At 34.5% G+C, this 22,460-nt stretch carries 31 protein-coding genes; 4 read left to right on the forward strand and 27 right to left on the reverse strand.

Features of this window, described 5'->3' with window-relative positions:
- Positions 1 to 22 precede the first annotated feature (22 nt).
- Entirely contained in the window at positions 23 to 1,369 is a 1,347-nt protein-coding gene (locus QY322_02305; protein WKZ26122.1) for an HD domain-containing protein, read from the forward strand.
- Here the strand turns inward: QY322_02305 and secF are convergent.
- From secF to QY322_02330, 5 genes are read right to left on the reverse strand one after another with little or no spacing between them, the layout of a single operon-like run.
- Positions 1,352 to 2,116, reverse strand: coding sequence for a protein translocase subunit SecF (secF, locus tag QY322_02310; protein ID WKZ26123.1), 765 nt, complete (start codon positions 2,114 to 2,116; stop codon positions 1,352 to 1,354). The two genes, QY322_02305 and secF, sit on opposite strands and share 18 nt — an antisense overlap.
- Before the next feature lie 60 nt (positions 2,117 to 2,176).
- Positions 2,177 to 3,436 carry a protein translocase subunit SecD gene (gene secD / locus QY322_02315; GenBank protein WKZ26124.1) on the reverse strand — a complete coding sequence of 420 codons (1,260 nt, stop codon included), beginning with the start codon at positions 3,434 to 3,436 and terminating at the stop codon, positions 2,177 to 2,179.
- Positions 3,414 to 3,998 carry a winged helix-turn-helix domain-containing protein gene (locus QY322_02320; protein WKZ26125.1) on the reverse strand — a complete coding sequence of 195 codons (585 nt, stop codon included), beginning with the start codon at positions 3,996 to 3,998 and terminating at the stop codon, positions 3,414 to 3,416. The genes secD and QY322_02320 overlap by 23 nt, the downstream gene beginning before the upstream one ends.
- A 4-nt stretch (positions 3,999 to 4,002) precedes the next feature.
- Positions 4,003 to 5,217 (reverse strand): DUF3048 domain-containing protein, encoded by a 1,215-nt coding sequence (locus QY322_02325; GenBank protein WKZ25204.1) that lies wholly within the window; start codon positions 5,215 to 5,217, stop codon positions 4,003 to 4,005.
- Positions 5,218 to 5,223: 6 nt separating this feature from the next.
- Positions 5,224 to 5,640, reverse strand: coding sequence for a DUF4446 family protein (locus QY322_02330; GenBank protein ID WKZ25205.1), 417 nt, complete (start codon positions 5,638 to 5,640; stop codon positions 5,224 to 5,226).
- A 47-nt stretch (positions 5,641 to 5,687) separates the two neighbouring features.
- Between QY322_02330 and QY322_02335 the strand changes: the two genes are divergently transcribed.
- The 3 genes from QY322_02335 to nth are packed head-to-tail and all read left to right on the forward strand — an operon-like array spanning position 5,688 to position 6,673.
- On the forward strand, positions 5,688 to 5,924 hold the full coding sequence (locus tag QY322_02335; protein ID WKZ25206.1) for a hypothetical protein: 237 nt from the start codon (positions 5,688 to 5,690) through the stop codon (positions 5,922 to 5,924).
- 37 nt (positions 5,925 to 5,961) lie between these two features.
- The gene (locus tag QY322_02340; protein WKZ25207.1) at positions 5,962 to 6,099 is read left to right on the forward strand and encodes a DUF5679 domain-containing protein; all 138 of its coding nucleotides are present in this window, start codon (positions 5,962 to 5,964) and stop codon (positions 6,097 to 6,099) included.
- Between the two features lie 55 nt (positions 6,100 to 6,154).
- Positions 6,155 to 6,673 carry an endonuclease III gene (gene nth, locus QY322_02345; protein WKZ26130.1) on the forward strand — a complete coding sequence of 173 codons (519 nt, stop codon included), beginning with the start codon at positions 6,155 to 6,157 and terminating at the stop codon, positions 6,671 to 6,673.
- Here the strand turns inward: nth and dtd are convergent.
- The 22 genes from dtd to map all read right to left on the reverse strand — a co-directional run bounded on the left by dtd (position 6,670) and on the right by map (position 22,428).
- Positions 6,670 to 7,113 (reverse strand): D-aminoacyl-tRNA deacylase, encoded by a 444-nt coding sequence (dtd, locus tag QY322_02350; protein WKZ25208.1) that lies wholly within the window; start codon positions 7,111 to 7,113, stop codon positions 6,670 to 6,672. The genes nth and dtd overlap by 4 nt on opposite strands.
- A 448-nt stretch (positions 7,114 to 7,561) precedes the next feature.
- Positions 7,562 to 8,539, reverse strand: coding sequence for an AI-2E family transporter (locus QY322_02355; GenBank protein ID WKZ25209.1), 978 nt, complete (start codon positions 8,537 to 8,539; stop codon positions 7,562 to 7,564).
- 3 nt (positions 8,540 to 8,542) lie between these two features.
- Positions 8,543 to 9,568, reverse strand: a complete 1,026-nt coding sequence (gene miaA, locus QY322_02360) for a tRNA (adenosine(37)-N6)-dimethylallyltransferase MiaA (protein ID WKZ25210.1) — start codon at positions 9,566 to 9,568, stop codon at positions 8,543 to 8,545.
- A 346-nt stretch (positions 9,569 to 9,914) separates the two neighbouring features.
- Complete coding sequence (locus QY322_02365) at positions 9,915 to 10,727, reverse strand: ATP-binding cassette domain-containing protein (protein ID WKZ25211.1); 813 nt, start codon at positions 10,725 to 10,727, stop codon at positions 9,915 to 9,917.
- Between the two features lie 20 nt (positions 10,728 to 10,747).
- A complete protein-coding gene (locus QY322_02370) occupies positions 10,748 to 11,023 on the reverse strand; it encodes an HU family DNA-binding protein (GenBank protein ID WKZ25212.1) in 276 nt (91 codons plus the stop codon).
- Positions 11,024 to 11,054: 31 nt separating this feature from the next.
- On the reverse strand, positions 11,055 to 12,218 hold the full coding sequence (gene rny / locus QY322_02375; GenBank protein ID WKZ25213.1) for a ribonuclease Y: 1,164 nt from the start codon (positions 12,216 to 12,218) through the stop codon (positions 11,055 to 11,057).
- Between the two features lie 56 nt (positions 12,219 to 12,274).
- Positions 12,275 to 12,904, reverse strand: a complete 630-nt coding sequence (locus QY322_02380; GenBank protein ID WKZ25214.1) for a RecX family transcriptional regulator — start codon at positions 12,902 to 12,904, stop codon at positions 12,275 to 12,277.
- Between the two features lie 14 nt (positions 12,905 to 12,918).
- Positions 12,919 to 14,007 carry a recombinase RecA gene (gene recA, locus QY322_02385; GenBank protein ID WKZ25215.1) on the reverse strand — a complete coding sequence of 363 codons (1,089 nt, stop codon included), beginning with the start codon at positions 14,005 to 14,007 and terminating at the stop codon, positions 12,919 to 12,921.
- Between the two features lie 53 nt (positions 14,008 to 14,060).
- Positions 14,061 to 14,408, reverse strand: coding sequence for a cupin domain-containing protein (locus tag QY322_02390; GenBank protein WKZ25216.1), 348 nt, complete (start codon positions 14,406 to 14,408; stop codon positions 14,061 to 14,063).
- A gap of 194 nt (positions 14,409 to 14,602) precedes the next feature.
- Positions 14,603 to 15,808: an ABC transporter permease gene (locus tag QY322_02395; GenBank protein ID WKZ25217.1), complete on the reverse strand. Its 1,206-nt coding sequence runs from the start codon at positions 15,806 to 15,808 to the stop codon at positions 14,603 to 14,605.
- A gap of 6 nt (positions 15,809 to 15,814) precedes the next feature.
- Positions 15,815 to 16,489, reverse strand: a complete 675-nt coding sequence (locus QY322_02400) for an ABC transporter ATP-binding protein (GenBank protein ID WKZ25218.1) — start codon at positions 16,487 to 16,489, stop codon at positions 15,815 to 15,817.
- The gene (locus QY322_02405) at positions 16,482 to 17,483 is read right to left on the reverse strand and encodes an efflux RND transporter periplasmic adaptor subunit (GenBank protein WKZ25219.1); all 1,002 of its coding nucleotides are present in this window, start codon (positions 17,481 to 17,483) and stop codon (positions 16,482 to 16,484) included. The genes QY322_02400 and QY322_02405 overlap by 8 nt, the downstream gene beginning before the upstream one ends.
- A 21-nt stretch (positions 17,484 to 17,504) precedes the next feature.
- Entirely contained in the window at positions 17,505 to 17,912 is a 408-nt protein-coding gene (rpsI, locus tag QY322_02410) for a 30S ribosomal protein S9 (GenBank protein WKZ25220.1), read from the reverse strand.
- A 5-nt stretch (positions 17,913 to 17,917) separates the two neighbouring features.
- Positions 17,918 to 18,331, reverse strand: coding sequence for a 50S ribosomal protein L13 (rplM, locus tag QY322_02415; protein WKZ25221.1), 414 nt, complete (start codon positions 18,329 to 18,331; stop codon positions 17,918 to 17,920).
- Between the two features lie 10 nt (positions 18,332 to 18,341).
- Positions 18,342 to 18,773, reverse strand: a complete 432-nt coding sequence (gene rplQ / locus QY322_02420) for a 50S ribosomal protein L17 (GenBank protein ID WKZ25222.1) — start codon at positions 18,771 to 18,773, stop codon at positions 18,342 to 18,344.
- A gap of 34 nt (positions 18,774 to 18,807) precedes the next feature.
- Entirely contained in the window at positions 18,808 to 19,716 is a 909-nt protein-coding gene (locus tag QY322_02425; GenBank protein ID WKZ25223.1) for a DNA-directed RNA polymerase subunit alpha, read from the reverse strand.
- Between the two features lie 37 nt (positions 19,717 to 19,753).
- On the reverse strand, positions 19,754 to 20,356 hold the full coding sequence (gene rpsD / locus QY322_02430) for a 30S ribosomal protein S4 (protein ID WKZ25224.1): 603 nt from the start codon (positions 20,354 to 20,356) through the stop codon (positions 19,754 to 19,756).
- A 42-nt stretch (positions 20,357 to 20,398) separates the two neighbouring features.
- Complete coding sequence (gene rpsK / locus QY322_02435) at positions 20,399 to 20,776, reverse strand: 30S ribosomal protein S11 (protein ID WKZ25225.1); 378 nt, start codon at positions 20,774 to 20,776, stop codon at positions 20,399 to 20,401.
- A gap of 11 nt (positions 20,777 to 20,787) precedes the next feature.
- A complete protein-coding gene (gene rpsM, locus QY322_02440) occupies positions 20,788 to 21,186 on the reverse strand; it encodes a 30S ribosomal protein S13 (protein WKZ25226.1) in 399 nt (132 codons plus the stop codon).
- A gap of 52 nt (positions 21,187 to 21,238) precedes the next feature.
- Positions 21,239 to 21,352, reverse strand: coding sequence for a 50S ribosomal protein L36 (gene rpmJ, locus QY322_02445; protein WKZ25227.1), 114 nt, complete (start codon positions 21,350 to 21,352; stop codon positions 21,239 to 21,241).
- A 77-nt stretch (positions 21,353 to 21,429) separates the two neighbouring features.
- Positions 21,430 to 21,654: a translation initiation factor IF-1 gene (infA, locus tag QY322_02450; protein WKZ25228.1), complete on the reverse strand. Its 225-nt coding sequence runs from the start codon at positions 21,652 to 21,654 to the stop codon at positions 21,430 to 21,432.
- 18 nt (positions 21,655 to 21,672) lie between these two features.
- Entirely contained in the window at positions 21,673 to 22,428 is a 756-nt protein-coding gene (gene map / locus QY322_02455; GenBank protein ID WKZ25229.1) for a type I methionyl aminopeptidase, read from the reverse strand.
- Positions 22,429 to 22,460: the final 32 nt, after the last annotated feature.

A 22,460-nucleotide genomic window follows, 5' to 3' on the forward strand; every position in this document is an offset into this window, starting at 1 on the left:
TACTCTGATATAATATCATAGTATGCAATTTAATCTTCCAAAAGATGTAAGTAGTCTGTTAACCAACTTCAAAAAAAATAAATATGAAATATATGTTGTAGGTGGTGCCGTTAGAGACCTGCTGATGGGAAAAGATGTGGTTGATTGGGACTTTGCCACTAATGCAACACCTGAAGAAATACTATCTCTTTATCCAGATGGTTTTTACGATAACGCCTACGGCACAGTAGGCTTATCGCGGAGCAATAGCGACGATGATAACCTTAAACCATTTGAAATAACTACATATAGAACTGAATACGGCTACTCAGATAATAGAAGACCGGATAAAGTTGTCTGGGGTAAAACATTAAAAGAAGATCTTGAAAGGCGTGATTTTACAATAAACTCACTTGCTTTAGATGAAGATAAAATAATTGATTTTTTTGGAGGTCAGGACGATTTAGATAAAAAAACACTGCGGGCAGTAGGTGACCCATCAGAAAGATTCAATGAAGATGCACTACGTATGATGAGAGCCGTGAGAATAGCGGGTGAACTTAAATTTAAAATTGAATCAAAAACTTTTATGGCCATCCAAGAAAACACCACCCTAATTAATAAAATTGCAAAAGAGAGAATTAAAGATGAACTTTTTAAAATCTTAAAAAGCAATAATCCTTATTCAGGTATTGTCCACCTAAAAGAATCTGGTTTAATGCAAGAGATATTGCCTGAAATGATGAAGTGTTTTGGAGTAGAACAAAAGTCCCCCAGTAGACACCATATATATGACGTTGGCACACATTTATTAATGAGTTTAAAAGAATGTAAATCAAGTGATCCTGTTACACGTTTTGCAACCCTAATTCATGATATTGGTAAACCTCAAACTTATAGAAAACTACCAACTGGAGTTATAACTTTCTACAACCACGAAATGGTTTCAACAAGAATTGCAGAGAATATTGCAGACAGACTTAAACTATCGTCAAAAGAAAAAGATAAATTAATTAAACTTGTGAGGTTTCATCAGTTTACTGTAGATGAACACCAAACAGATTCTGCAATTAGAAGGTTTATAACTAACGTTGGACTTGAGTATGTAGAAGATATGTTGGCTTTAAGAGTTGCAGACAGACTTGGTGGTGGCGCTTCAGAAACATCTTGGCGTTTGGAAGAGTTTAAAAAGAGATTAATTGAAGTTCAAAAACAACCTTTTTCGATTAAAGACTTAAAAATAAACGGAAAAGATGTAATGAATACATTAAAAATTCCAAGTGGACCAAAGGTGGGCGAGATTTTGGAAAAACTATTTAATGAAGTTGTTGAGAACACGGTTCCAAATGAGAGAAAAATATTACTAAAAAACTTAAAGGTCTTTTCTTAACTTCTTACTTAATTTATCCCAAGTCACAAGTATCGGGACTGCAACAAACGGTGAAGAGTATGTTCCTGAAATTGTTCCAATCAAAAGCGCTGAAGCAAACCAACGAATAGAATCTCCTCCCAAAAGAACCATTGCTAAAAGCATAAAAATGATAGTGAAAGAATTATTTAAACTTCTAACCATAGTTTCTGATATTGCACTGTTTGCAATTTTTTCAATGTCACTACCAAGTTCTGGATCATATTTTTTTTGTTTTTCACGAATCCTATCATAGACAACAATTGTGTCATGAACAGAAAAAGAGAGAATTGTTAAAACTGCTGTAACAAACAGAAAGTCTATTTCTACATCCATAAAATGACCGAGGAGAGAAAATGATCCAATTAAAATTAATGAATCATGAAGCATGGCAAGTATTGCAGATACACCAAACTTAAAACTTTTAAACTGTATAGCTATCCAAAATAAAATTAGAATAGCTGAAATAGCAATCGCGATATATGTTTTTTTGACAAGTTCTGGACCAATTGACGGGCCAACAACTTCAAATCTTAACTCTTCTGCATTTTTATTTTTGATCTCATCCCTTATTTTTTGTGTTTCTTCTTCAGATATGTAGGCAAATTTTTGAGCTTTAACTTCACCATCTTCCTGTCTATATTCAACAACTACACCACCAGTAAAATCTATGCCTAATTTAAATCCCCATTTGAAAAGGCTGGAAATTCCAATGCTCAATAAAAGCATAGATATCACAAAGTATAAAATCCTATATTTCATCCACGGAATTGTATTTTGGTTATTCATTTATTTCTTTTCCTCTCTAATAAACAACCTAAGTAAATTACGGCTCACAACAAGTCCAGTAAACAGAGATACTCCAATTCCCAAGGCCAATGTAATTGCAAAACCACGAACTGGGCCAGATACGTGCAAAAACTCCCAATCAAGAGGATTTGCCAGAATAAAGGAAGTTACAAGTGTTGCAACATTAGCATCTCTTATTGAATCCCAAGCCTTGCCAAATGAGACTTCCAACGCTTCTCTTATTGGTTTTAGTTTTATTTCCTCTTTAAGTCTCTCGAAAATTAAAATATTACTATCAACCGCCATACCAACAGCAAGTAAAAATCCTGCAATCCCTGGAAGCGTTAGAGTTACTGGAATAAGTTTATAAATAGCAAGTGTAATTACCCCAAATATAATCAAGGCTATATCTGCAATCAATCCATACCTACCATACATTAAAACCATAAATAACAAAACCATAATTAAACCAACTATTCCCGCCCTTAAACTCACATTTACTGAGTCAACACCCAATGAAGCTGTAATAGTTTTTTGCTCAACTAAAAATACGGGAACAGGTAGGGCACCTGCGTTGAGTTGTACTTCTAGTTGAGAGGCCTCTTCAACTGAAAAGTTACCAGATATTTGTGCAGTTCCACCACTAATTTTCTCATTAACGACAGGGGCCGAGACGATTTCGCCATCTAATATAATAGCTAGTGGTTTACCTATGTTTAATTCTGTAATTTCTTCAAACTTTTTTGATCCCTCATCAGTAAATTCAATTGACACAGAGGGTTTGCCAGTATTTGGGTCAAAAACAGTATCTGCAGATTTTAGATCAGCACCAGTTAAATTGGTTGGGACCAAGCTTGTTTGTTCGGGGTTATCTTCAGAAACAGCAACTTCTGCAAAATACAACTGAGCAGTTTGGCCAATTAAATCACTTGCTGTTTTGGGGTCATTAATACCTGGAAGCTCGACAATTATCCTATCCTTACCCTCAAATCTTGAGCCGACCACATTACTCTCTGTCACACCAAAAAGATTTACTCTTTTTTCAATAACCTTACGTAAAGATTCTATGGCCTGTTGTTTTTTTTCCTCCGCTAGTTCCCTTGTATCTGCTTCAAAAACAAGCCTACTTCCACCAGATAAATCTAAGCCCAATGATAAATCCCAAGTTTTTCCAAATAAAGGAAAACCAAAGCTTATCATTGTACAAGCTACAGTTAAAAGGAGAATTAAAAATAGTTTAACCAACAAGTTCTTCTTCATCACCAATTATCATTACTCGACTTGAAAGAAAAATGCCTTGCAAAAACGGATCACGTCTCTTTTTTCGATAGTCTAATTCTTCTCGAGTCATTACAGTGTAGTTGATTTCCCTACCCAATTTTGATTCATAAGTTCTAATTATCATGGCAATTTCAGGTAGAACAATTTCACCAACCACCAACATATCAACACTATCTTCAGTTTTTCTAGGTTTCATCCTTGCAAACCTACCTGAAAACATAATATAGCCAACTTTTCCTAGTTTGGATTTTGAATCTATTAGCGCCTTACCTAATCCAGTTGATTTTGAAACCATTGAAAGAAGGTCACCATAACCTGGATAGTCAGTTCTTAAATAATAGTAAATTCTATTACCCCTTGGTTCTTTTTTAAGAATTCCTTGCTTTTCAAGTCTCTCCAGTTCTCTTCTGACTGCATTAATTTCTTCACCAATCTCTCGGACAATTCCCCTGACGTGATACATCTCAGTGACATTAGAAAAGAAAAGGTCCAAGATTTTAACTCTAACCTTTGAAGTGATTATATCTTCTAGACTTGCCATTTTTTTAGTAATTTACACTATTTCCAGATGGCAGTGCTTCTATCCAAATCTTACCTTTAACAAATTTTATTTCTTCGCCATCACTGTCTAATAGCTTTAAGCTATCAACAGCGTTCGTCTTTTCCCAAGTACCCTCTATAACATCTCCATTCTGGAAAACCACTGCCTTACCCTCACCGGTTACTGTATACAACATATGACCCTCTTTATCAACAGGTCCTTCTTCTTTGACATAGACGATAACAACATTTTTTGCAGACAACTGCTCCCCATTTTCTAAATCTTTATGTGCTTTACCACCATTAAATCTTAAATAGTTGTTTGTACTTTGGTCATATTTCCACTCAACGTCATAATCAGGTTTATTTTTCCAGAACATAAAGGATATCGAACTATATTTAGGTGAGGAAATCGCCTTTCCTTCAATAAATTGCCAAGGTGTAAAATTCTTATCCCAAGCATTCCCTTTAGAATCTTTGTAGTTAAACCCTCTTTTCTCAGCTTCTTCATAAATTGCATCAGTGGAGCCAACCTTTTGGTGTTCTGTTGCAAGACTTAATCTCCTATCGTCTGTAAATAATGCTGGATAACCTGTATTTGTTGCACCATTCATATTATTTCCAAAGCGTCCATTAACCCAACCTAACTTTTCTAATTGTTTATAGGCGTCAGTTCTTGGATCAATCACACCTTTTTCTTTGACACCTCCAGGACAATTGTTACAAATATTATTGGCCCCTCCCCAGTGAACAAACAAAGGATTACTACCATATCCTAAAGCATAGTTTGTGAAATAAACCCTAACGCTTCTAATTTGACCAATTGTATAATCATTATCTGCGACCCCACAGTAAAAAACAGTCAAAAATCTGGTTATCCCACCTTCTGCTACCAACTCATAGACGACATCTGCTCGAGAGAGACCAGATTGTGGCCTTGACTCTAGGTGATTTTCAATAATCGCAAGAATTGGACGTTTTTTAGACCAAATTTCTTTTTCTTCCTTTGTATACATCTCACCATTAATTGGACACATTTCCGTTTTTGGTTTTGAAAGGTCTACACGCGACACCCTACCAGAAGCATCTTTAATAGTTGGGCCTTTTGAATCTTTAACTAAAAATGTAAAGCCCGCAAGAGATATTCCTGTTGAAACCAAAAATAAACCTATAAAACCTAGAACTAATGTAAAATATTTTGAGTTAACTATTTTATTCATATTAAATTACTTCATTGATAATTGTAACGCTTTTTGCTCCTCTTTTGAAAGCTCTATTTTTGCTTTAGCAAGATGGATTTCCTTTATATATGTTCTTGTTCTTTCTCTAGTATGTAAACTAGTAATAATAATACCATTTTTCTTTCCATCTAAAAGTGCCAAAGAGAAACTATGTTCTCCACCAGCCTCGTCAAATGGGTTGTATTTAACTAAACCAACTCTCTGGATATTGTTTAAAGATAGCTCTTTAAAATCTTCAAAGTCCTTTTTAAGCTTAACTAACGACTTAGTGTTATCAGAGAAATCTTTATTTTTTGATATTTTAATTAAATCTTTAAAAATTATAAGTAGCCAGATTAAAAAGCCAGCTACAAAAACTAGACCAATGATTGCAATTAGACTTAAAGTTAAGTTAATATTCATATTATAAACAAGTTGATATTCGGCATATAAAAGGATAACCTAAACTCATGGCAAAAAAAAGAACAAAAAAACAAAAAATCAGAGCTAGTAATAAGCCTGTCAATAGCCATTTAGCCTACAGCTTCAATAGCTTGAATTTAAAACAAAGTGACCCTAAAAAATCCATAAAATCGGCAAAATATGACGATTTAGGTTCAATTAAAAAAGAGATCAGAAAAAGTATATTTGTAGCTATTCTAATTGTAGCTAGCCTTATGGTGGTATACTGGTTTTCGAAAGCGTAGCTTCGGTTTCGCTAAATAGGTTGGAGGTGATTTAAATATGATGTACTGTGTAAAGTGTAGAACAAAGAGAGAAGGTAAAGACGCACAAGCTGTAACAATGAAGAATGGTAAGAAAGCAACAAAGGCAGTTTGTGAAGTTTGTGGAACAACGATGTTCAAGATTGGTGGAAACTAATCTCGACAAAGTTATTAAAGCCTTCAAGAGGAACTATCACTTAGTGCCTCTTGAAGTGTTTGGTAAAAACCCATACAAAACACTCGTCTCCACATTATTATCTTCAAGGACCAAAGATGAAGTCACGTTAGTTAGATCCAAAGAACTTTTTAAAGTTGCAGATAGCTTAGAAAAACTAAAAAAGTTAGATGTTAAAACAATAGAAAAACTTATTTACCCTGTAGGTTTTTACAAAACAAAAGCTAAATACCTAAAGAACTTAAACATTACAAAAGTTCCAAAAACACGTGGGGAACTAATGAAAATTAATGGAGTTGGTAGAAAAACTGCAAATCTAGTTTTAAACAGAGCTTTTGGTATCCCAGCCATTGCAGTCGACACTCATGTTCATAGAATTTGTAATACCTTAGGTTGGGTAAAAACAAAAACACCAGAACAGACAGAGATGAAACTTATTAATATAATCCCAAAGAAATATTGGCCTGATTTAAATAGATTGTTTGTCTCCATCGGTCGTCAATTTACAACAAATAAAAAATTGATAGCGTTTCTAAGGAAAGAGGGTTTAATTTAATTCTCTAAAACTAGTGTAACTGGACCGTCGAGGACACAATCAATTTTCATATAGTCTCCAAAACTACCAGTTGCCACCTTGACATTTTTTTCTTGTAAACTTTCAACAATATATTCATATATTATTTTTGCCTTTAAGGGTTCTTCTGCTTCCATAAACGAAGGTCTGTTTCCATCTTTTGTGTTTGCATAAAGTGTAAACTGAGAAACCAAAAGTATTTCAGACTTTGTATCTATAACTGACAAATTCATTTTTCCTTCTTCATCTGCCATTATTCGAAGTTTAACCATTTTATTTATAATCTCATCAGCCTGTTTTTTAGTATCCCCCTTTTTAATGCCCAAAAGTACAAATAATCCGCTTTTTATCTCGCCAACTATACTTTTATTCTCCTCCCTTATAACCATAGCTGACTTTACACGCTGTATAACCACTTTCATGGCTATATTGTATCAGAAATGCTATACTCTAGCCTCTAGAGAGGAGATAATCGCTCCAAAGCAATTTGGAGAGGAAAGTCCAGACAGCAGAAGACAGGGTGTCTAGTGCAAACTAGAGATACGTTTGAGTAATCAAACGTAGCCAGTTAGAGTAACAGAGACGAGTCTAACTGAAAGGTTAGGGTGAAACGCGACAATCCTCCCCGCTGCAACCTCCGAATTGACTTATGGGATGTCTTCCCCACGTAATCGTAAGATTGCAAAGTCTAAAGTATGAGGGCAATAGATAGATGATTATCGAGACACAGAATCTGGCTTACTACTCTCTAGAGCCGCAAGGCGATAGTGTGTTAAGTGGCCAAGCTTTGCTTACTACTCTCTAGAGCCAGTGATGGTAATGGAGAGGAGCCAAGTTTACTTACTACTCTCTAGAGGAGAGGAGCCAAGTTTACTTACTACTCTCTAGGGGCCGAAAGGCAATTGTTTGAATTATAATGACTATTGGTATGGAGATAATCATGCCAACTATTCCAGCCAATCTATACCCCACCGCCAAAGCAATTAATGTAATAATTGGTGATACTCCTGCAGATTTCTCCATAATCTTTGGTACAAAAATATAGTTTTCAAGTTGCTGAATTAAAATAGCAAGTCCAACTGAAGCAAAACCTAAAAACGGAGAAATACTAAAACCTAAAATAACCACAGGAATCGCCGCAATAATTGGTCCCACAAAGGGAACTATTTCTAAAATACCAGCCAGCAACGCAAGTGGTAACGCGTAAGGTATTCCCAAAATAATAAATCCGATATAACTTAAAACACCTATCAATATCATTAGTAAAAGCTGACCTCTTGCCCAACCACCTAGCTTTGATTCAAGTCTATTAATAAAATCTGCTGCATTTTTTGTTTTCTCTTTCCCAAAAAGAAATTCTAAGTTTGTGTCAAATTTGTCTCTAACTAAAAGTAAATAAAATGCAAAGATGAGTACAGTAAAAATGTTTAAGATATTTCCAAAGAGAGAAAATCCAGCTTTTACAATCTGACTAGGTACTGACCCTAATTGAGAAACAGTTTGTTTTACCACGTCTTCATTTATATATTTTGCCAACTCTGAACTCTGAAAGTACTGCGGTAAACCATTGGCCAAATTGGTTGTTTGTTCAATTAATGGTGGGAGTACCGCTCCTATTGTTAAACCAAAAAAACCAAAGATAAGAATGTATGAAATAAGTATTGAAACAGGTTTAGGTATTTTATACTTTGAAAGCTTAGTAACAAATGGGCTAAGTATCGAAACCAATATCAAGGCCACAAAAAGCTGTAGGACTATATCTCTGATATAGTATACAAACCAAATAGAACCTACAAAAATGGCTGTAAAAAATATTGTCTTGTGTGAGATCTCAACTTTTCTCGGCATATGCTAAAGAATACCATTTAAATCGCCCAAGTTCCACTTGCTAACTAAATTTTCTATATTTTCAAGAAAATTTTTATCACTTATATAAAACCAAACAATTCTCTTGTCTTTTTTAAACCAAGTTATTTGACGCTTAACATACTTCATTTCATTTCTCTCCCAATTTTCAATAAATTCCTCATAAGTTTGCCCTTCTTTGAAAAAGGCTTCGGCTTCTTTATATCCTAACGATTTCATTGACTGGTTCTTCCAAGAAACACCCATTTTTAAAAGCGACTCAATCTCATCAATAAAACCCTCATTTACTCTTTTTTCCACCCGATTCTTTATATTTTTAAACAAATTTTCTTTACTTGATTTTAGTCCAATCATTAAAACTTCGACATCATCATCCAAGACCCTGTCTCGTAAATCGACTATCTTTTTTTGTGTTTCATTTTCGATATTCCAAACAGCAACCTCAATAGCCCTAATAAGTCTTCTTGGATTTTTTTTATCAGACGAGTTTAGCCTTGCTACTTTTAGACTATCAAGAGTTGCTAATTTTTCATATAACTCAGTCAGGCTTAAGTTTCCAAGGTTTTTTCTTAATTCCTCGTTTTTAGGAATATCTACAGTGGGTATTCCATCAATCAAACTTTTTATATACAAACCTGTGCCCCCCACAATTATTGGTAACTTATCTCTATCCCAAATATCAGAAACTACCTGCTTCATTTGGTTAAAGTAGTCGGAAACACTAAATTCATCTTTTGGATCAACTAGGTCATACCCCCAAATTTTTATATTTTTATCCCACTCTTTACCTGTACCGATGTCCATATGTTTGTATACTTGTCTAGAATCTGCGGAGACAATCTCGCCATCAAACTTTTTAGCCAACAAAAAACCGAGGTGTGTTTTACCTGTAGCTGTAGGCCCACAGATAACCAACAATTTTTTGTGAGTTATGACTTTTTGCTCTTTTGAAGTGGTATTAGAACTTTGGTGATAACCAGATGTTGTATCTATTGCACCTACTGTATCCATCTTTATAACTTTCTAAGTTTTAAGTAAACCAATATAAGCAACAAAAACAAAATATCCATAGGGTTTCGGTTATAGACCATAATCCCCACTAAAGGGTTTACTGGCTTTAGTAGAATTAAATCATAACCACCTGGTTGAGTTAATTTTCTATAAAAATAAAATATTCTAACTGCGGAACTAACTATAATAATTGTCAACAACAGTATAAAACTTAAGAACAAATTGTAGTTTGTGAAATAATAAACCACAAAAAATATGGCTAGGTGCTCAATAAATAGTATGGATAATAGTTTGTAATTTATTGTTTTTACAATAACACTTAACCAAATTTTAAAATAGTTTGTGATCATTTTTTCATATTATTAATTATTTCATCAATTGGTAATTCTTCTATATTTAAGTTTGTAACTGGCAGTTTTTGCAACAATTCTGCTGCCGCAAAAGCTGCAACAGAACGTGGAGCTGATAGGTAAAGATAGGGAAATACATATTTTTTAACTGTACCAACTTCTTCAACATCTTTTGTATTAATTTCTTCCGACAACTTAATTTTAATTAACTTCTCTTTTGCAAATTTCTCAATTATTTCATCAATAGGACCGTCAAATATTTGGCGACCTTCATCTACCACAATAACCCTCCTAACCAAGCCTACTAAATCGTCTATCTTTTCTTCTGCAATTATCACTGTCGCTTGGTTTTTAGAATTATATTCATATATCTGATTCAAATAGTTATTTTGTTCATCTAGAATGACTATTTTTGGTCTATATATTAATGAGTCAAGTAATACTGGATCTGCAATATACTTGGTTAAGTCGTTTAGACTTTTGTTGAAATCTCGCATCGTTAATCCATAGACTTCTTTGGTTATCTCTAATACCTCTATGGGTGTTAAATTATTCAGAAGTGGTTTAACTGTGTTAAATAAAAAAGAAATCTGTTTCAAGAAGTCAGCAGTCTTCAAAAATGGATCGTAGTCAAGTACAGACACAAAACCCGACGAGGGCTTTAAAAGCCCAGAAAGAATTTTAAGTATTGTTGTTTTACCAGAATTTTTCGGGCCTATAAGACCGACTATTTCACCAGACTGTATTGTAAAAGAGATATCTTTTAAATGGTTCTGGTACGACAAATGATCCACAATTATTACCTTCATTAAGTAGGATTATACCACTCTTATCTTACAACTTGTCTTTTTAAAGTTTTGCCTGGAGTAAATTTTGGAGCTCTATGTGACTTAATTGTAACCAGTTTATCTGTTTTCGGTATCTTAACAGTCTTACCCTTCATTGAAATAACTCTAAATGTTCCAAATCCAGAAAGAACAACTTTTTCTCCCTTAGATAACACTCTCCCAATCTCAACCAAAAAAACATCAACTGCCTCTTCAGCACCTTTTTTAGTTAAATGGGCTTTTCTTGAAACCAACTCAATTATTTCTTTTTTTGTCATTTTTAAATTAAATAGCTTTAAGCCAAATATACTATTTAGCCTTCGTTGTGTCAACAGCACGAACTTCACGTACAGCCGTTACCTTAATTTGACCTGCATACTCTGCCTCTTTCTCAAGTTTCCTTGCAATATCATGGGCTAGAATGGTTAGTTTATCATCATCTACTTCATTTGGATCAACAAAGACCCTAACATCACGACCTGCCTGGAAGGCATAGGCTGTTTCTACACCTTCAAAACCCTTAACAATTTCCTCAATTTTGTCCATTCTTTTAACATATCCTTCGTGAGGTTCGTATCTAGCCCCGGGGCGTGACCCAGAAGCAGCGTCAGCTATCCAACAAATATAACTTTCAATAGATGAAAATGGCTTGTCTTCGTGATGTTCTGCAATTACATTAACCACCTCTTTAGCAATACCAAACTTTTTGGCTGTAGCGACACCTACATCAATATGATTTCCCTCTTCGTCAGTTACTACTTTACCTATATCATGAAGCAAACAACCAAGTCTAACAATGTCAATGTTTGCGCCCAATTCTTGGGCAATTGCAACTCCAATTTTTGTCTCTTCAATTGTGTGGTGTCCCAAATTCTGGCCATATGAAGTTCTAAATTTAAACTTACCGATAAGCCTCATTAATTCAATTGGTAAGTTATATACACCACATTCTTCAGAAATTTTCTTACCTTCTTCCAATAGAACATCATTTAAGTCTGCCCTAGTAATCTTTAACACTTCTTCAATTCTTGAAGGCTGAATCCTTGAATCTTTAATTAACACTTCCAATGCTCTCTTTGCAACTTCACGTCTAATTGAATCAAATGAAGAAATTCTTATTTCGTTAGTATCATCTATAATAATTTCAACACCAGCATCTTTTTCAAATGCCCTAATATTTCTTCCCTCCCCACCAATAATTCTACCTTTAACTTCCTCATTTGGAACAATTATTGAAGAAACAGTATATTCTGCCACGAACTTAGTAACGCCATGCTTTAATGCATCAGCCAATATTTCTCTTGATTTTTCTGAAGATTCAAGTTTGACTTTCTCTTCAGCCTGTCTAATTTTCTTTGCAATTTCAGAAGATAAATCTCTCTGGACTTCATCCAACAAAGCCTTCTTTGCTTCGTCTACTGTCATCTTAGAAACTGATTCTAATTTTTTAATGTAATCACTTTGTGTAGCCATAAATTATCTGGAGGTTATTTTTCATTATCTTATCTCCTATTAAGTCTATTATATCTTTATTCGCTATCTATATCAACATTTATGTCAATACACTTACTTATTACGTCCCAACCAAACCCTTTGCTGGCAAGGTATTGTGTAATTTTTTGTTTTTTTGTTTTTTTGTCAAATCTTTCCCATTTATATTTTTTACTTTCTATTAAATTTTTTGCAATTTTAATTTCATTAATCTCTGAAACCTCCAACAAATCTTTAATTATTTGATTATTTACACCTTTAACTCTTAATTCGTTTGTCAAAACTTTTTTTGATTTTGGAGAAAAAGACTGTCTTTGATCAATCCACCACTTTGCAAATTCCAAGTCATCTAATAATTTTAATTTTTTTAATTTATTTAAAATGTATAAGTGTATCAATTCTTCAACTTTTTTTCGTTTCAAATAATCTTTGATCTCTTTTTCAGATCTCGGCCTAATTGTTGCGTAATTTAAAACTTTATTTAATGTTTTTGATCTTTCTGATTTATCTTTAATTATACTTATTTGCTCATTACTTAATTCTTGATTAACTTTTAAGTTAAATTTAATAAAACCTTCAAGATCTATTCCAAACCCAAATTTTTCATCAAGAAAAATGTTTACTCGTTTTTTTGATTTTTGTAACTCTATTGAAGTGATAACCTGCATGGTTATGTCGGGTATTAATCCTCTTTATTCTCTTCACCTATTTCTGTAGGTAATTTTTTACCAGAAGTCATGACATTTCTAATCTTTTTCTCTATTTCATCTGCAAATTTTTCATTTTCTTTAAAGTGAACTTTAACACCCTCTCTACCTTGGGCAACTACTTTTCCGTCATAATTGAAAAATGATCCAGATTTAGTTATGATCCCCAAGTCAACTGCCACATCTAATAAATTGCCAGACTTACTAATTCCCTCATCATTCATAATATCAAATTCAGCTACTCGAAGTGGTGGAGCTACTTTATTTTTAACAACCCTAACTCTTACCCTTGTACCAATAACCATGTCTGCCTCACCTTTAATTGATTCAACCCTTCTGATGTCTAGTCTAACCGAAGAATAAAACTTTAAGGCCATACCCCCCGTTGTGGTTTCAGGATTACCAAACATCACACCAATTTTTTGTCTTAACTGGTTTGTAAATATTAAAACTGTTTTACTTTTACTAATTGCTCCAGTTAATTTTCTTAACGCTTGGCTCATCAAACGAGCTTGTAAACCCATTACTGCATCTCCCATCTGGCCTTCAAGCTCTGCTCTTGGAACTAGGGCTGCAACTGAGTCAACAACTATGACATCAAGTGCTCCACTTCTTACTAATGTTTCTGTTATTTCTAATGCCTGCTCACCAGTGTCTGGTTGAGAAAGTAATAAATCATCAAGATTTACACCAATTGTTTCAGCTCTTACTGGGTCAAGAGCATGCTCCGCATCAACAAATGCACACTGACCACCAGTTTTTTGAGCTTGAGCAACAACAGACAGTGCCAAGGTAGTTTTTCCAGATGCCTCAGGACCATAAATTTCAACAATCCTGCCGCGTGGAAGTCCACCAACTCCAAGGGCTAGATCAAGAGCAATAGAACCAGTTGGAATAACTTCAATCTGGGCCATTTTTTCTGCATTTCCACCAAGCCTCATAATTGAACCTTTACCATATTGTTTGTCGATTTGTTCCATAGCGATTTTAATTGCTTGGAGTTTTTGAGCTGAACCTTCTTGTTTTGTTGGAGCTACTACTGTGTCTTGTTTCTTTTTTGCCATATGTTTATATTTACACAATAATACGAACTATTACCAAATGCAAGTGGGTAAAATTATTGATCTTGAAATCTTACGAAATAAAATTCGGATTCGGTATCAGAATTATTTTCAATTTCATGCTTTATACCAGAAGGAAATATAAATCTGTCTCCAACTTTATACTCTTCTATTTTTCCGTCTATATCTTTGATTATTCCATTACCTTTTGTGACTACACAAATCTCAACAATGTTATTGTGGTCATGCATTTCCCATTTAACCCCTGCGGGTAAGTAACCGTAAGTCATAGCTTCAAAATATTTCGAAGTTGTTTGATCTTTAGAAACAATCATTTTTCTAGAACCAGAATTATGTGATGTCTCTTCAATTTGAATGTTGTTTAAGTTAATCTTTGAAAACATATTTATATTATATCTTTGTCGGAGATGAGTGAGTCGCACACTCGCCAGATGCACCCCATGCACCCATTCTACTCTTAAACTAATCTCCGTCAGAAACATTTTATCAAAAAACAAACTGTTACATTTTGTAACGGTTTCAGAAGGTGACAATTTGTCACCGACTGAATTTCCAACCGATCACCAATTGTGACCGTTTATTCATACCTTATCGCATCAATTGGTGATAGTTTTGCTGCACGACGGGCAGGAAATACTCCAAATAATATTCCTATTCCTGACGAAACAAAAAGTGCTACCAAAACTGCAACTAAATTTAAACTTGCTGGGAAGAAAAATCTAATACCCCAAACAATTATTGCAGAAAAGATTAAACCTACAATCCCTCCCATAAGCGACAAGACAACAGACTCTGTCAAAAACTGAGAAAGTATATCCTTTTCAGTTGCACCTATTGCACGTCTGATTCCAATTTCTTTTGTCCTTTCTGTCACAGTTGCATACATTATATTCATAATCCCAATACCCCCAACAAAAAGCGATATTGAACCTATGGCTACTAAGATGGTGTTTATAATTCCAAATATTTGGTTAACAGACGATAATATTTGGGACTGCTCAGTAACAGAAAAATCATCTTCGTTATATCTTTTTAGTAGAACCTGCTTTGAGGCCTCCTTAACTGTAGGTATTTTTTCCTCTGTCGTTGTGGCTATATAAATATTAAAAAAAGTTTTAGAAGGATTTAGGCTACCATATGTTGCAGTGTAGGGGACAAACAAACCATCGTCCAATTGTTGATCACCTTTTTTCTTGGCCAATCCTACAACATTAAATCTCACATCGTTTGCTTTTACAGTTTGCCCCAATGCTAATTCTGGGTCTCCAAATAACTTTTCTGCCATCGTAAAACCTATAACTGCCTTTTTTGACTTTCCTAAAACATCTCCACTTCCAAACTGTCGTCCCTCAACAAGTTCTATGTTTAAAGCTTCAAAAGCGTCATCTGATGTGCCTATCACATATCCAAGTTTTTTTGTCTTGGTACTAGATAACGCCAAACTCTTAGTAAAAAGTGGTATTACATATTTAACATCACTCACTTTTTGTAAACTTTTCAAATCTTTTTCGTCAAAATTTGCACCCCCGGCAAAACCCGCTCCAAAATTACCACCAGCGCCGCTATCTTCTGAGAATACACTACCAGGAAAAACAATTAGCAAGTTTGCTCCCAAGCTTTCAAACTGCTCTTCAATGTAGTTTTTAAGTCCCAACCCCAAGGCAATCAATAAAACAACAGACATAACTCCAACAGTGATACCTAAAGATGTTAGAAAGGTTCTGATTTTATTTCTCTTAAAGTCATCAATTGCTGTCTTAATCAAATTTATGTAAGTATTCATAGTAATTTAATATTTCTTAACCACTTTCCCATCTTTAACATATATTTTTCTTCTTGTTCTGTCCGCGACTGACTTCTCATGGGTAACTATAACAACTGTGACCCCAGTCTTTTTATTTAAGTCTTCCAAGATATCAAGAATCTCATCTCCAGTTTTACTATCTAAATTGCCAGTTGGCTCATCTGCCAATATCAAGTCAGGACTCATAATTAGAGATCTTGCAATAGCTGTTCTCTGTTGCTGACCACCAGATATTTTATTGGGGTAAAAATTTAGCCTTTCACCCATTCCAAACTTTACTAACAAGTCTGAAGCTTTTTTATATGGATCAAAATCCAACTTTTTCTTTGAATAAATTGCAGGCAAGGCAACATTTTCTAAAACGGTCAACTTATTTATTAAATTAAACTGTTGAAAAACAAACCCGACATATGAATTCCGGAGAACAGAAATTTGGTCATCTGACATTTTTGAAATATCTTTTCCATTTATCAAAACAGTACCCGTTGTCGGTCTGTCTAGTAACCCAATGATATGCATAATTGTAGACTTACCAGAACCTGAAGCACCCAGGATACTCACATACTCACCTTTTTTTATTTTTAAACTTGCACCGTCAACTGCATAGACAGTATCCTCTCCTAAAATATAAGTCTTATTAATGTTTACAACATCAATCATATATTGTTTGACCCTCGATGATGTCTCCAATAACTTCTATATTATCTTCAGATTCTATGCCTGTTTCAATATAAACTTTCTCACCTTTTCTGTTAACTTTTAGGTACTTACCCTGTTTATCCTGTTTAACATAGTTAAATGGAACATATAATATATTTTCCTTTTCAGACACTGTAAATTTTGCATCCCCAGACATGGCAATTTTAAAGTTAAGATATTCGTCTGTCTCAAAGTTTACTTTAATCAAATAAACTGACCCCGCTTCTCCGATTTTTGGTGTAAATGAAATATTTCTTACACTACCCTGGTACTCTTTGTCTTCAAAGGCGTCTAGAACAATCCTTACTTTTTGGCCGACAGTTAATTTTGTAACTTCGGTTTGATCAGCCAAAACTCCAAAATAAATAGTTTTGGGATCTATTATTTCTGCCTCTACAGTACCTATGTTTGTATAAACGCCGGTGAAGGGGTGGGCTAAAAATGTGATAGTTCCATCAAACGGTGCATATAGACTGGCCCCATCTAAGTTTCTTTTTGCTGAAATTACCGCTTCATAGGCTTTATCTTTATTAGCTTCGGCAGTCGTCCTTTGATCTTTCTGTGCATAGGTTTCGTCATCATTATGACCCTTGACCTGATCAAGTACATTCTCTGCAGTAGCTGAATATATTCTCAAATTAGATAAGGCGATTTGATAACTTGAATTTAAGACGGTTGTGTCAAGTTTACTTATCAACCTCCCTCGTTTTACAGACTCTCCTTCCTCTACCCCGACATAAACAATTTTTCCTGATGTCTCAAATAGTAGCTTTGCATAATTAGTGGCATTAATCTCACCTGAAAGAATTAATTCCTCGCTTAAATTCCCTCTTTGAATAGTTGAGGTCTTAATGTCGGCATTTTTACTTCTTAAACCAAAAAACAGTATTCCAGTTAGTATTAATACTGCAACAATTATTATTTTCCATCTTTTTTGCAGGAATGTTCTTACCATACTTACATTATATATGAAGTTCTAACGCTTTGGTGACTGCTTCTTTCTTCTTGCTTTTCCGCCTGTTCCTACCATTCTTCTAAGTCTTGCTCTTGGATCACGAGTCAAAAGGTTGTTATCTTTTAAAACTGACCTAAACTTTTCAGAATTAACACCAACTAAAGCCCTTGAAATACCGTGTACAATTGCCTCCAGTTGTCCCTCTTTACCACCACCAACAACCCTTGCAGTAAAAAAGTATTTACCTTCGGTGTCTGTTAATTTAAAAGGCTTACTGATTACAATTTCTGGAACCTTACCCTGATAGATTTCAGAGATCTTCTTTCCATTAATTAAGTTGATACCACTACCCTTATATAGCCTAATTCTAGCCGAAGATCTTTTTCTTCTTCCAATCGCATAAGTGTAGTTTGTTTTTGCTTTTGCCATTATTTTTAGATAAATCTACTTTCAAATTTGTGTTTTAAACCCTTAGTAATATGTAGTCTAACCATCCTCTTTGATTTTAATCTATTGTCAGGAAGCATTCCAGCTATTGCAAATTCAATAATTCTGGCCGGATGCTCTTTACTCATTTTTTCAAAACTAACCTCTTTAAAACCCCCTGGATAGCCTGAATGACTTCTATATACCTTTTGTTCTGCTTTTTTACCAGTAACTTTAATTTTCTCGGCATTAATCACAACCACATTGTCGCCAGAATCCATATGTGTTGAATATACCGCCTTATGTTTACCCATTAAAAGAATTGCAACTTTTGATGCCAGTCTTCCCAATACCTGCCCATTTGCATCAATCAAGTGCCAACTCCTAGTAACTTCTTTTTGTTTTGGTTGATATGTTTTCATTATTTTAGTTTTACTTTTTTATAGACTTTTTGACTTTACTAACGGTTTTCTTGGATTTTTCCTCTTTTTTCACTGCTTTGACTATTGTTTCAACCCACTCTAATCTGACCATTTCGGCCATGTCGCCCTTCCTCTGTGTTAGGGGTATAATTCTTGTAAAACCGCTCGGTCTGTCTTTAAAAGCTTGCGACACCTCTGTCCACAGTTTTGTAGAAACTTCTTTGTTTCCTTTTAGTCTCTTTAGAACCTGTCTTTTTGAAGCCAAGGTATCTTTTTTAGCCAGAACAACAAGTCGGTCAATAAGACCGATTATAGATTTTGCTTTGGCTTTGGTTGTCTTGATTTTTCCATTTAGAACCAAATCACAAACCAAGCCCACAAATAATAATTCTCTAGAAGATCTTTCGCGAGAAAGCTTTCTTCCAAAAACTCGTTTGTTCATAAATCGATACGTTTTAAAAACAGCTTAAGGCTATTTAAAACGAAACCCCTTTCTCTCCAAGTGCAGCTGAAATAATTTTAAGAGATTTTTCTCCCAAATTCCTTACTTTAACTAATTCATTCTTGTCAGCTTTTACTAGGGCGTCAACTGTTTCAAACCCTGCTTTACTTAAAGCATTAGCAACTCTTGTTGGAAGACCAATCTCTTCGACAGAGAGTCTACCAACTGGTCCCAAGTCACTAACTGACACCTCTTCCTTTTCTACTTTGACTTTGACAGGGCTAACAATCTGGGAAAAATAAGCCATCAAGGTTTTTGAGGCTTCAACTACTGCATCTAATGCCTTAATTGTTCCATCTGTCCAAACTTCTAGGGTAAGTTTGTCGTAGTTAGTTAATCTTCCTACACGTGTTTCTTCTACTTTGTAATTTACCCTAACTATTGGTGAGAATGATGCATCAAGTGGAATCATACCAATTTCAGTTGATGATTTTGTTTCTGCTGGAACATATCCAGTTCCTGATTCTATAATTATGTCAGCGTCAAGTTTTGCACCCTTGTTTAAAACGGCCAAAACTAATTCAGGATTTGATACTGTAACTCCAGCTGGAACTTTAATATCTCCCGCTTTAACTTCACCTGTAGTATTTACTTTCAAACTAGCATTTGCTGGTTTTTCACCATCATAGGATACTCTTACTTTTTTAAGATTTAAGCAGAATTCAACAACATCCTCTTTCATTCCTGACAGACTTGAGAATTGATGATTAACACCAGCAATTTTAACTGATGTTATTGCAGCACCTGATAGGGAGGTAAGTAAAACTCTCCTTAAAGAATTTCCTAAAGTAAATCCGTAACCCTGCTCCAAAGGAGTGATTACTAGACTTGAGTAATTTTTTTCTTTCTTTTCTTCTTTTATTTCAAATATTGGTTGCGACATAAAATATCACCTCCTTAAAGGTTTTCGTATTGTATCATTATCGTGAGTAGAACTCAACGATATCTTGTTCTGAAACTTGCTCTGTTATATCTTCTCTTTTAGGTTCAGATTTAACATTGCCCACATAAGCTTTTCTGGTTAACCAGCTTGGTGTTTCATACTCCTCCTGATCAATTAACTTTTTAAGATTTTGGTTCTCTGCAATTTTTGAAGTCAAACTAATCACGTCACCAACCTGAACTTGGTATGATGCAATGTTTAACTTTTTTCCATTCACTAAAATATGTCTGTGAGAAACCAACTGTCTTGCCATTGGTCTGCTTTCGGCAAATCCCAATTTATAGACAACATTATCCAACCTTTTTTCTAAAAGTATCAAGAGAGCCTCACCAGTATTTCCTTTTGATTTTAAGGCTTTTTCGACATATATTCTGAATTGTTTCTCTAAAATTCCATAGATCCTTTTGACCTTTTGTTTTTCACGAAGTTGCTTTCCATATTGTGATTGATTTCTCATTTGACCTTTTGGCCCGTGAACACCTGGAGTTATAAGGAGTCTTGTCAATTTTGCACCCTTACCAAAAAGGTCTATCCCTTCTCTTCTTGATAATCTGTCTTTTGGTCCGTTATATTTTGCCATTTTGTTATATTTTTAATTTCTAATTAATAATTTTGCTTGTAACTACACTCTCCTCTTCTTTTTTGGTCTAGGTCCATTGTGTGGTATTGGTGTAACATCAGCAATTAAAGACAACTTAACACCTGAGGCCTTAATGGCTCGTAGCGCAGCGTCCCGTCCTGGTCCTGGACCTTTGACATAGACCTCAACCTCCTCAACTCCTTTATCCTTAGCTTTCTTGATTGCTGTTTCTAGTGCTGTGGTTGCAGCAAATGGGGTTGACTTTCTTGTCCCTTTAAAACCAGATGCTCCAGAAGAACACCAAGCAATAGTACCACCCTGAGTATCACAAATATTAACTAAAGTATTGTTAAAGGATGCAGAAATATAAATTTTTGCAAGTCCTTGATCTTTAATTACTTTATTTTTTTTATTTGCCATCTTTTAATGTTTTATTTTTGAGCTGTTTTTGTTTTTGCTAAGGCTTCTTTCTTGAAAGCTCCAACAGTTTTTCTCTTGCCCCTCTTGGTTCTAGCATTTGTCTTGGTCCTTTGACCCCTTACAGGTAATCCTTTTGAGTGTCTAATACCACGATATGACCCAATTGCTTGAAGTCTAGTAATATTTGACCTAACCCTTCTTATTAAGTCTCCCTCAGTCGGAAATTCTTCTATTTTACTTGATATTTTATTTAATTCCTCTAGGGAAAAATCTTTAACTCTTTTACTGTCATCAATTTTTAAACTTTTAAGAAGTTTTCTTGAAACAGCCCAACCTATACCCTTAATTCGGGTTAGAGCAAAATCAATTCTATTATTATCGTTTAGTTCTATTCCTGATATTCTTGCCATATATTTTAGTTTACCTTTGCTTGACCTAACAATGCGTTAGCAGTGCCAAGGTTTAGCCCTGTCTAGCCTTGTGTCTTGGATTTTTACAAATCAATCGTAAAACCCCAGCCCTTTTTATAAGCTTACAATCTTTACACCTTGGTTTTATTGACGCTAGTACTTTCATAATTTTAATTTCAAGCTATGCTTATAATATTCTTATTGTCTTATTTAAATGACATATTACAAGCCATGCTTATAATTTTATTTACCATACTTAAAAACTATTCTACCTCTATCCTGATCATATTTTGTCATCTCCACTTTTACTTTATCTCCAGGAAAAACTCTAACATAGGCCTTTCTCATTTTACCTTTCAATGTCGTTAGTAAACTTTTTCCTTCAGCGGTAACTACCCTAAACATAGTATTTGGTAAAAGTTCAGTTACTGTTCCCTCTAAAATATAAGTATCACTATTTGTTTTCATACCAAAATAAGTCACATTCTATGTGACTATTTTAAATCCTTTCTCTGTTACGATTATAGTATCTTCGAAAAGCCCTGCTATTTTACCATCCTGGGTGGCTATTGTCCACCAGTCATTTTCTTTGATTAGGTTTGGTTTACCCATTACATACATCACCTCAACAGCCAAGGCCATTCCAGGTACAATTTTTTCTGTTTCTACCCTTAAACCTTCTGTAAAACAAGGAATATGGGGGTGCTCGTGAAGATTTCTACCAATACCGTGGCCAGTTAGGTCTAGTATTGGGGAATAGCCATATTTTTTTAAAGATTTTTCCATAGCAGATGAAATATCATAAATATAACTATTATTTGGAACTATGGCTGAAACCGCATTTTTAAAGGCTTCCTTTCCAGAGTTGAGGAATTTTTCTACTTCCTTTGAGGGATTGATGGCTAGACTGACTGAAGTATCAGTATGAAACCCCTTATAATATAACCCTAAATCAATACTTACCAAATCTCCTTCTTTAAAAATCAAATTCTTGTGGGGTATGCCGTGTACAACGCCTTCATTAACGTTTACACAAGTTGACCATTTATAGCCAGAGACCATTTTAAATGATGGCTTAGCCCCTGACTTTATTATTAAGTCTTCCGCTGTCTTATCAATTTCGCCAGCAGACACTCCGGCTTTTACTTTTTTAACCAAATCTAGTTTAATCGAATGAAGTTTTTTACCTCCCTCTTCCATAATTTTTAGCTCTTCTGGAGTTTTGATGTCTATTTTATTCATAGCGATAGTTGAATTTCATAACGACAGTGGTA

This window comes from bacterium (assembly GCA_030583725.1).
Taxonomy (GTDB): Bacteria; Patescibacteriota; Microgenomatia; order UBA8517; family UBA8517; genus JAUYMM01.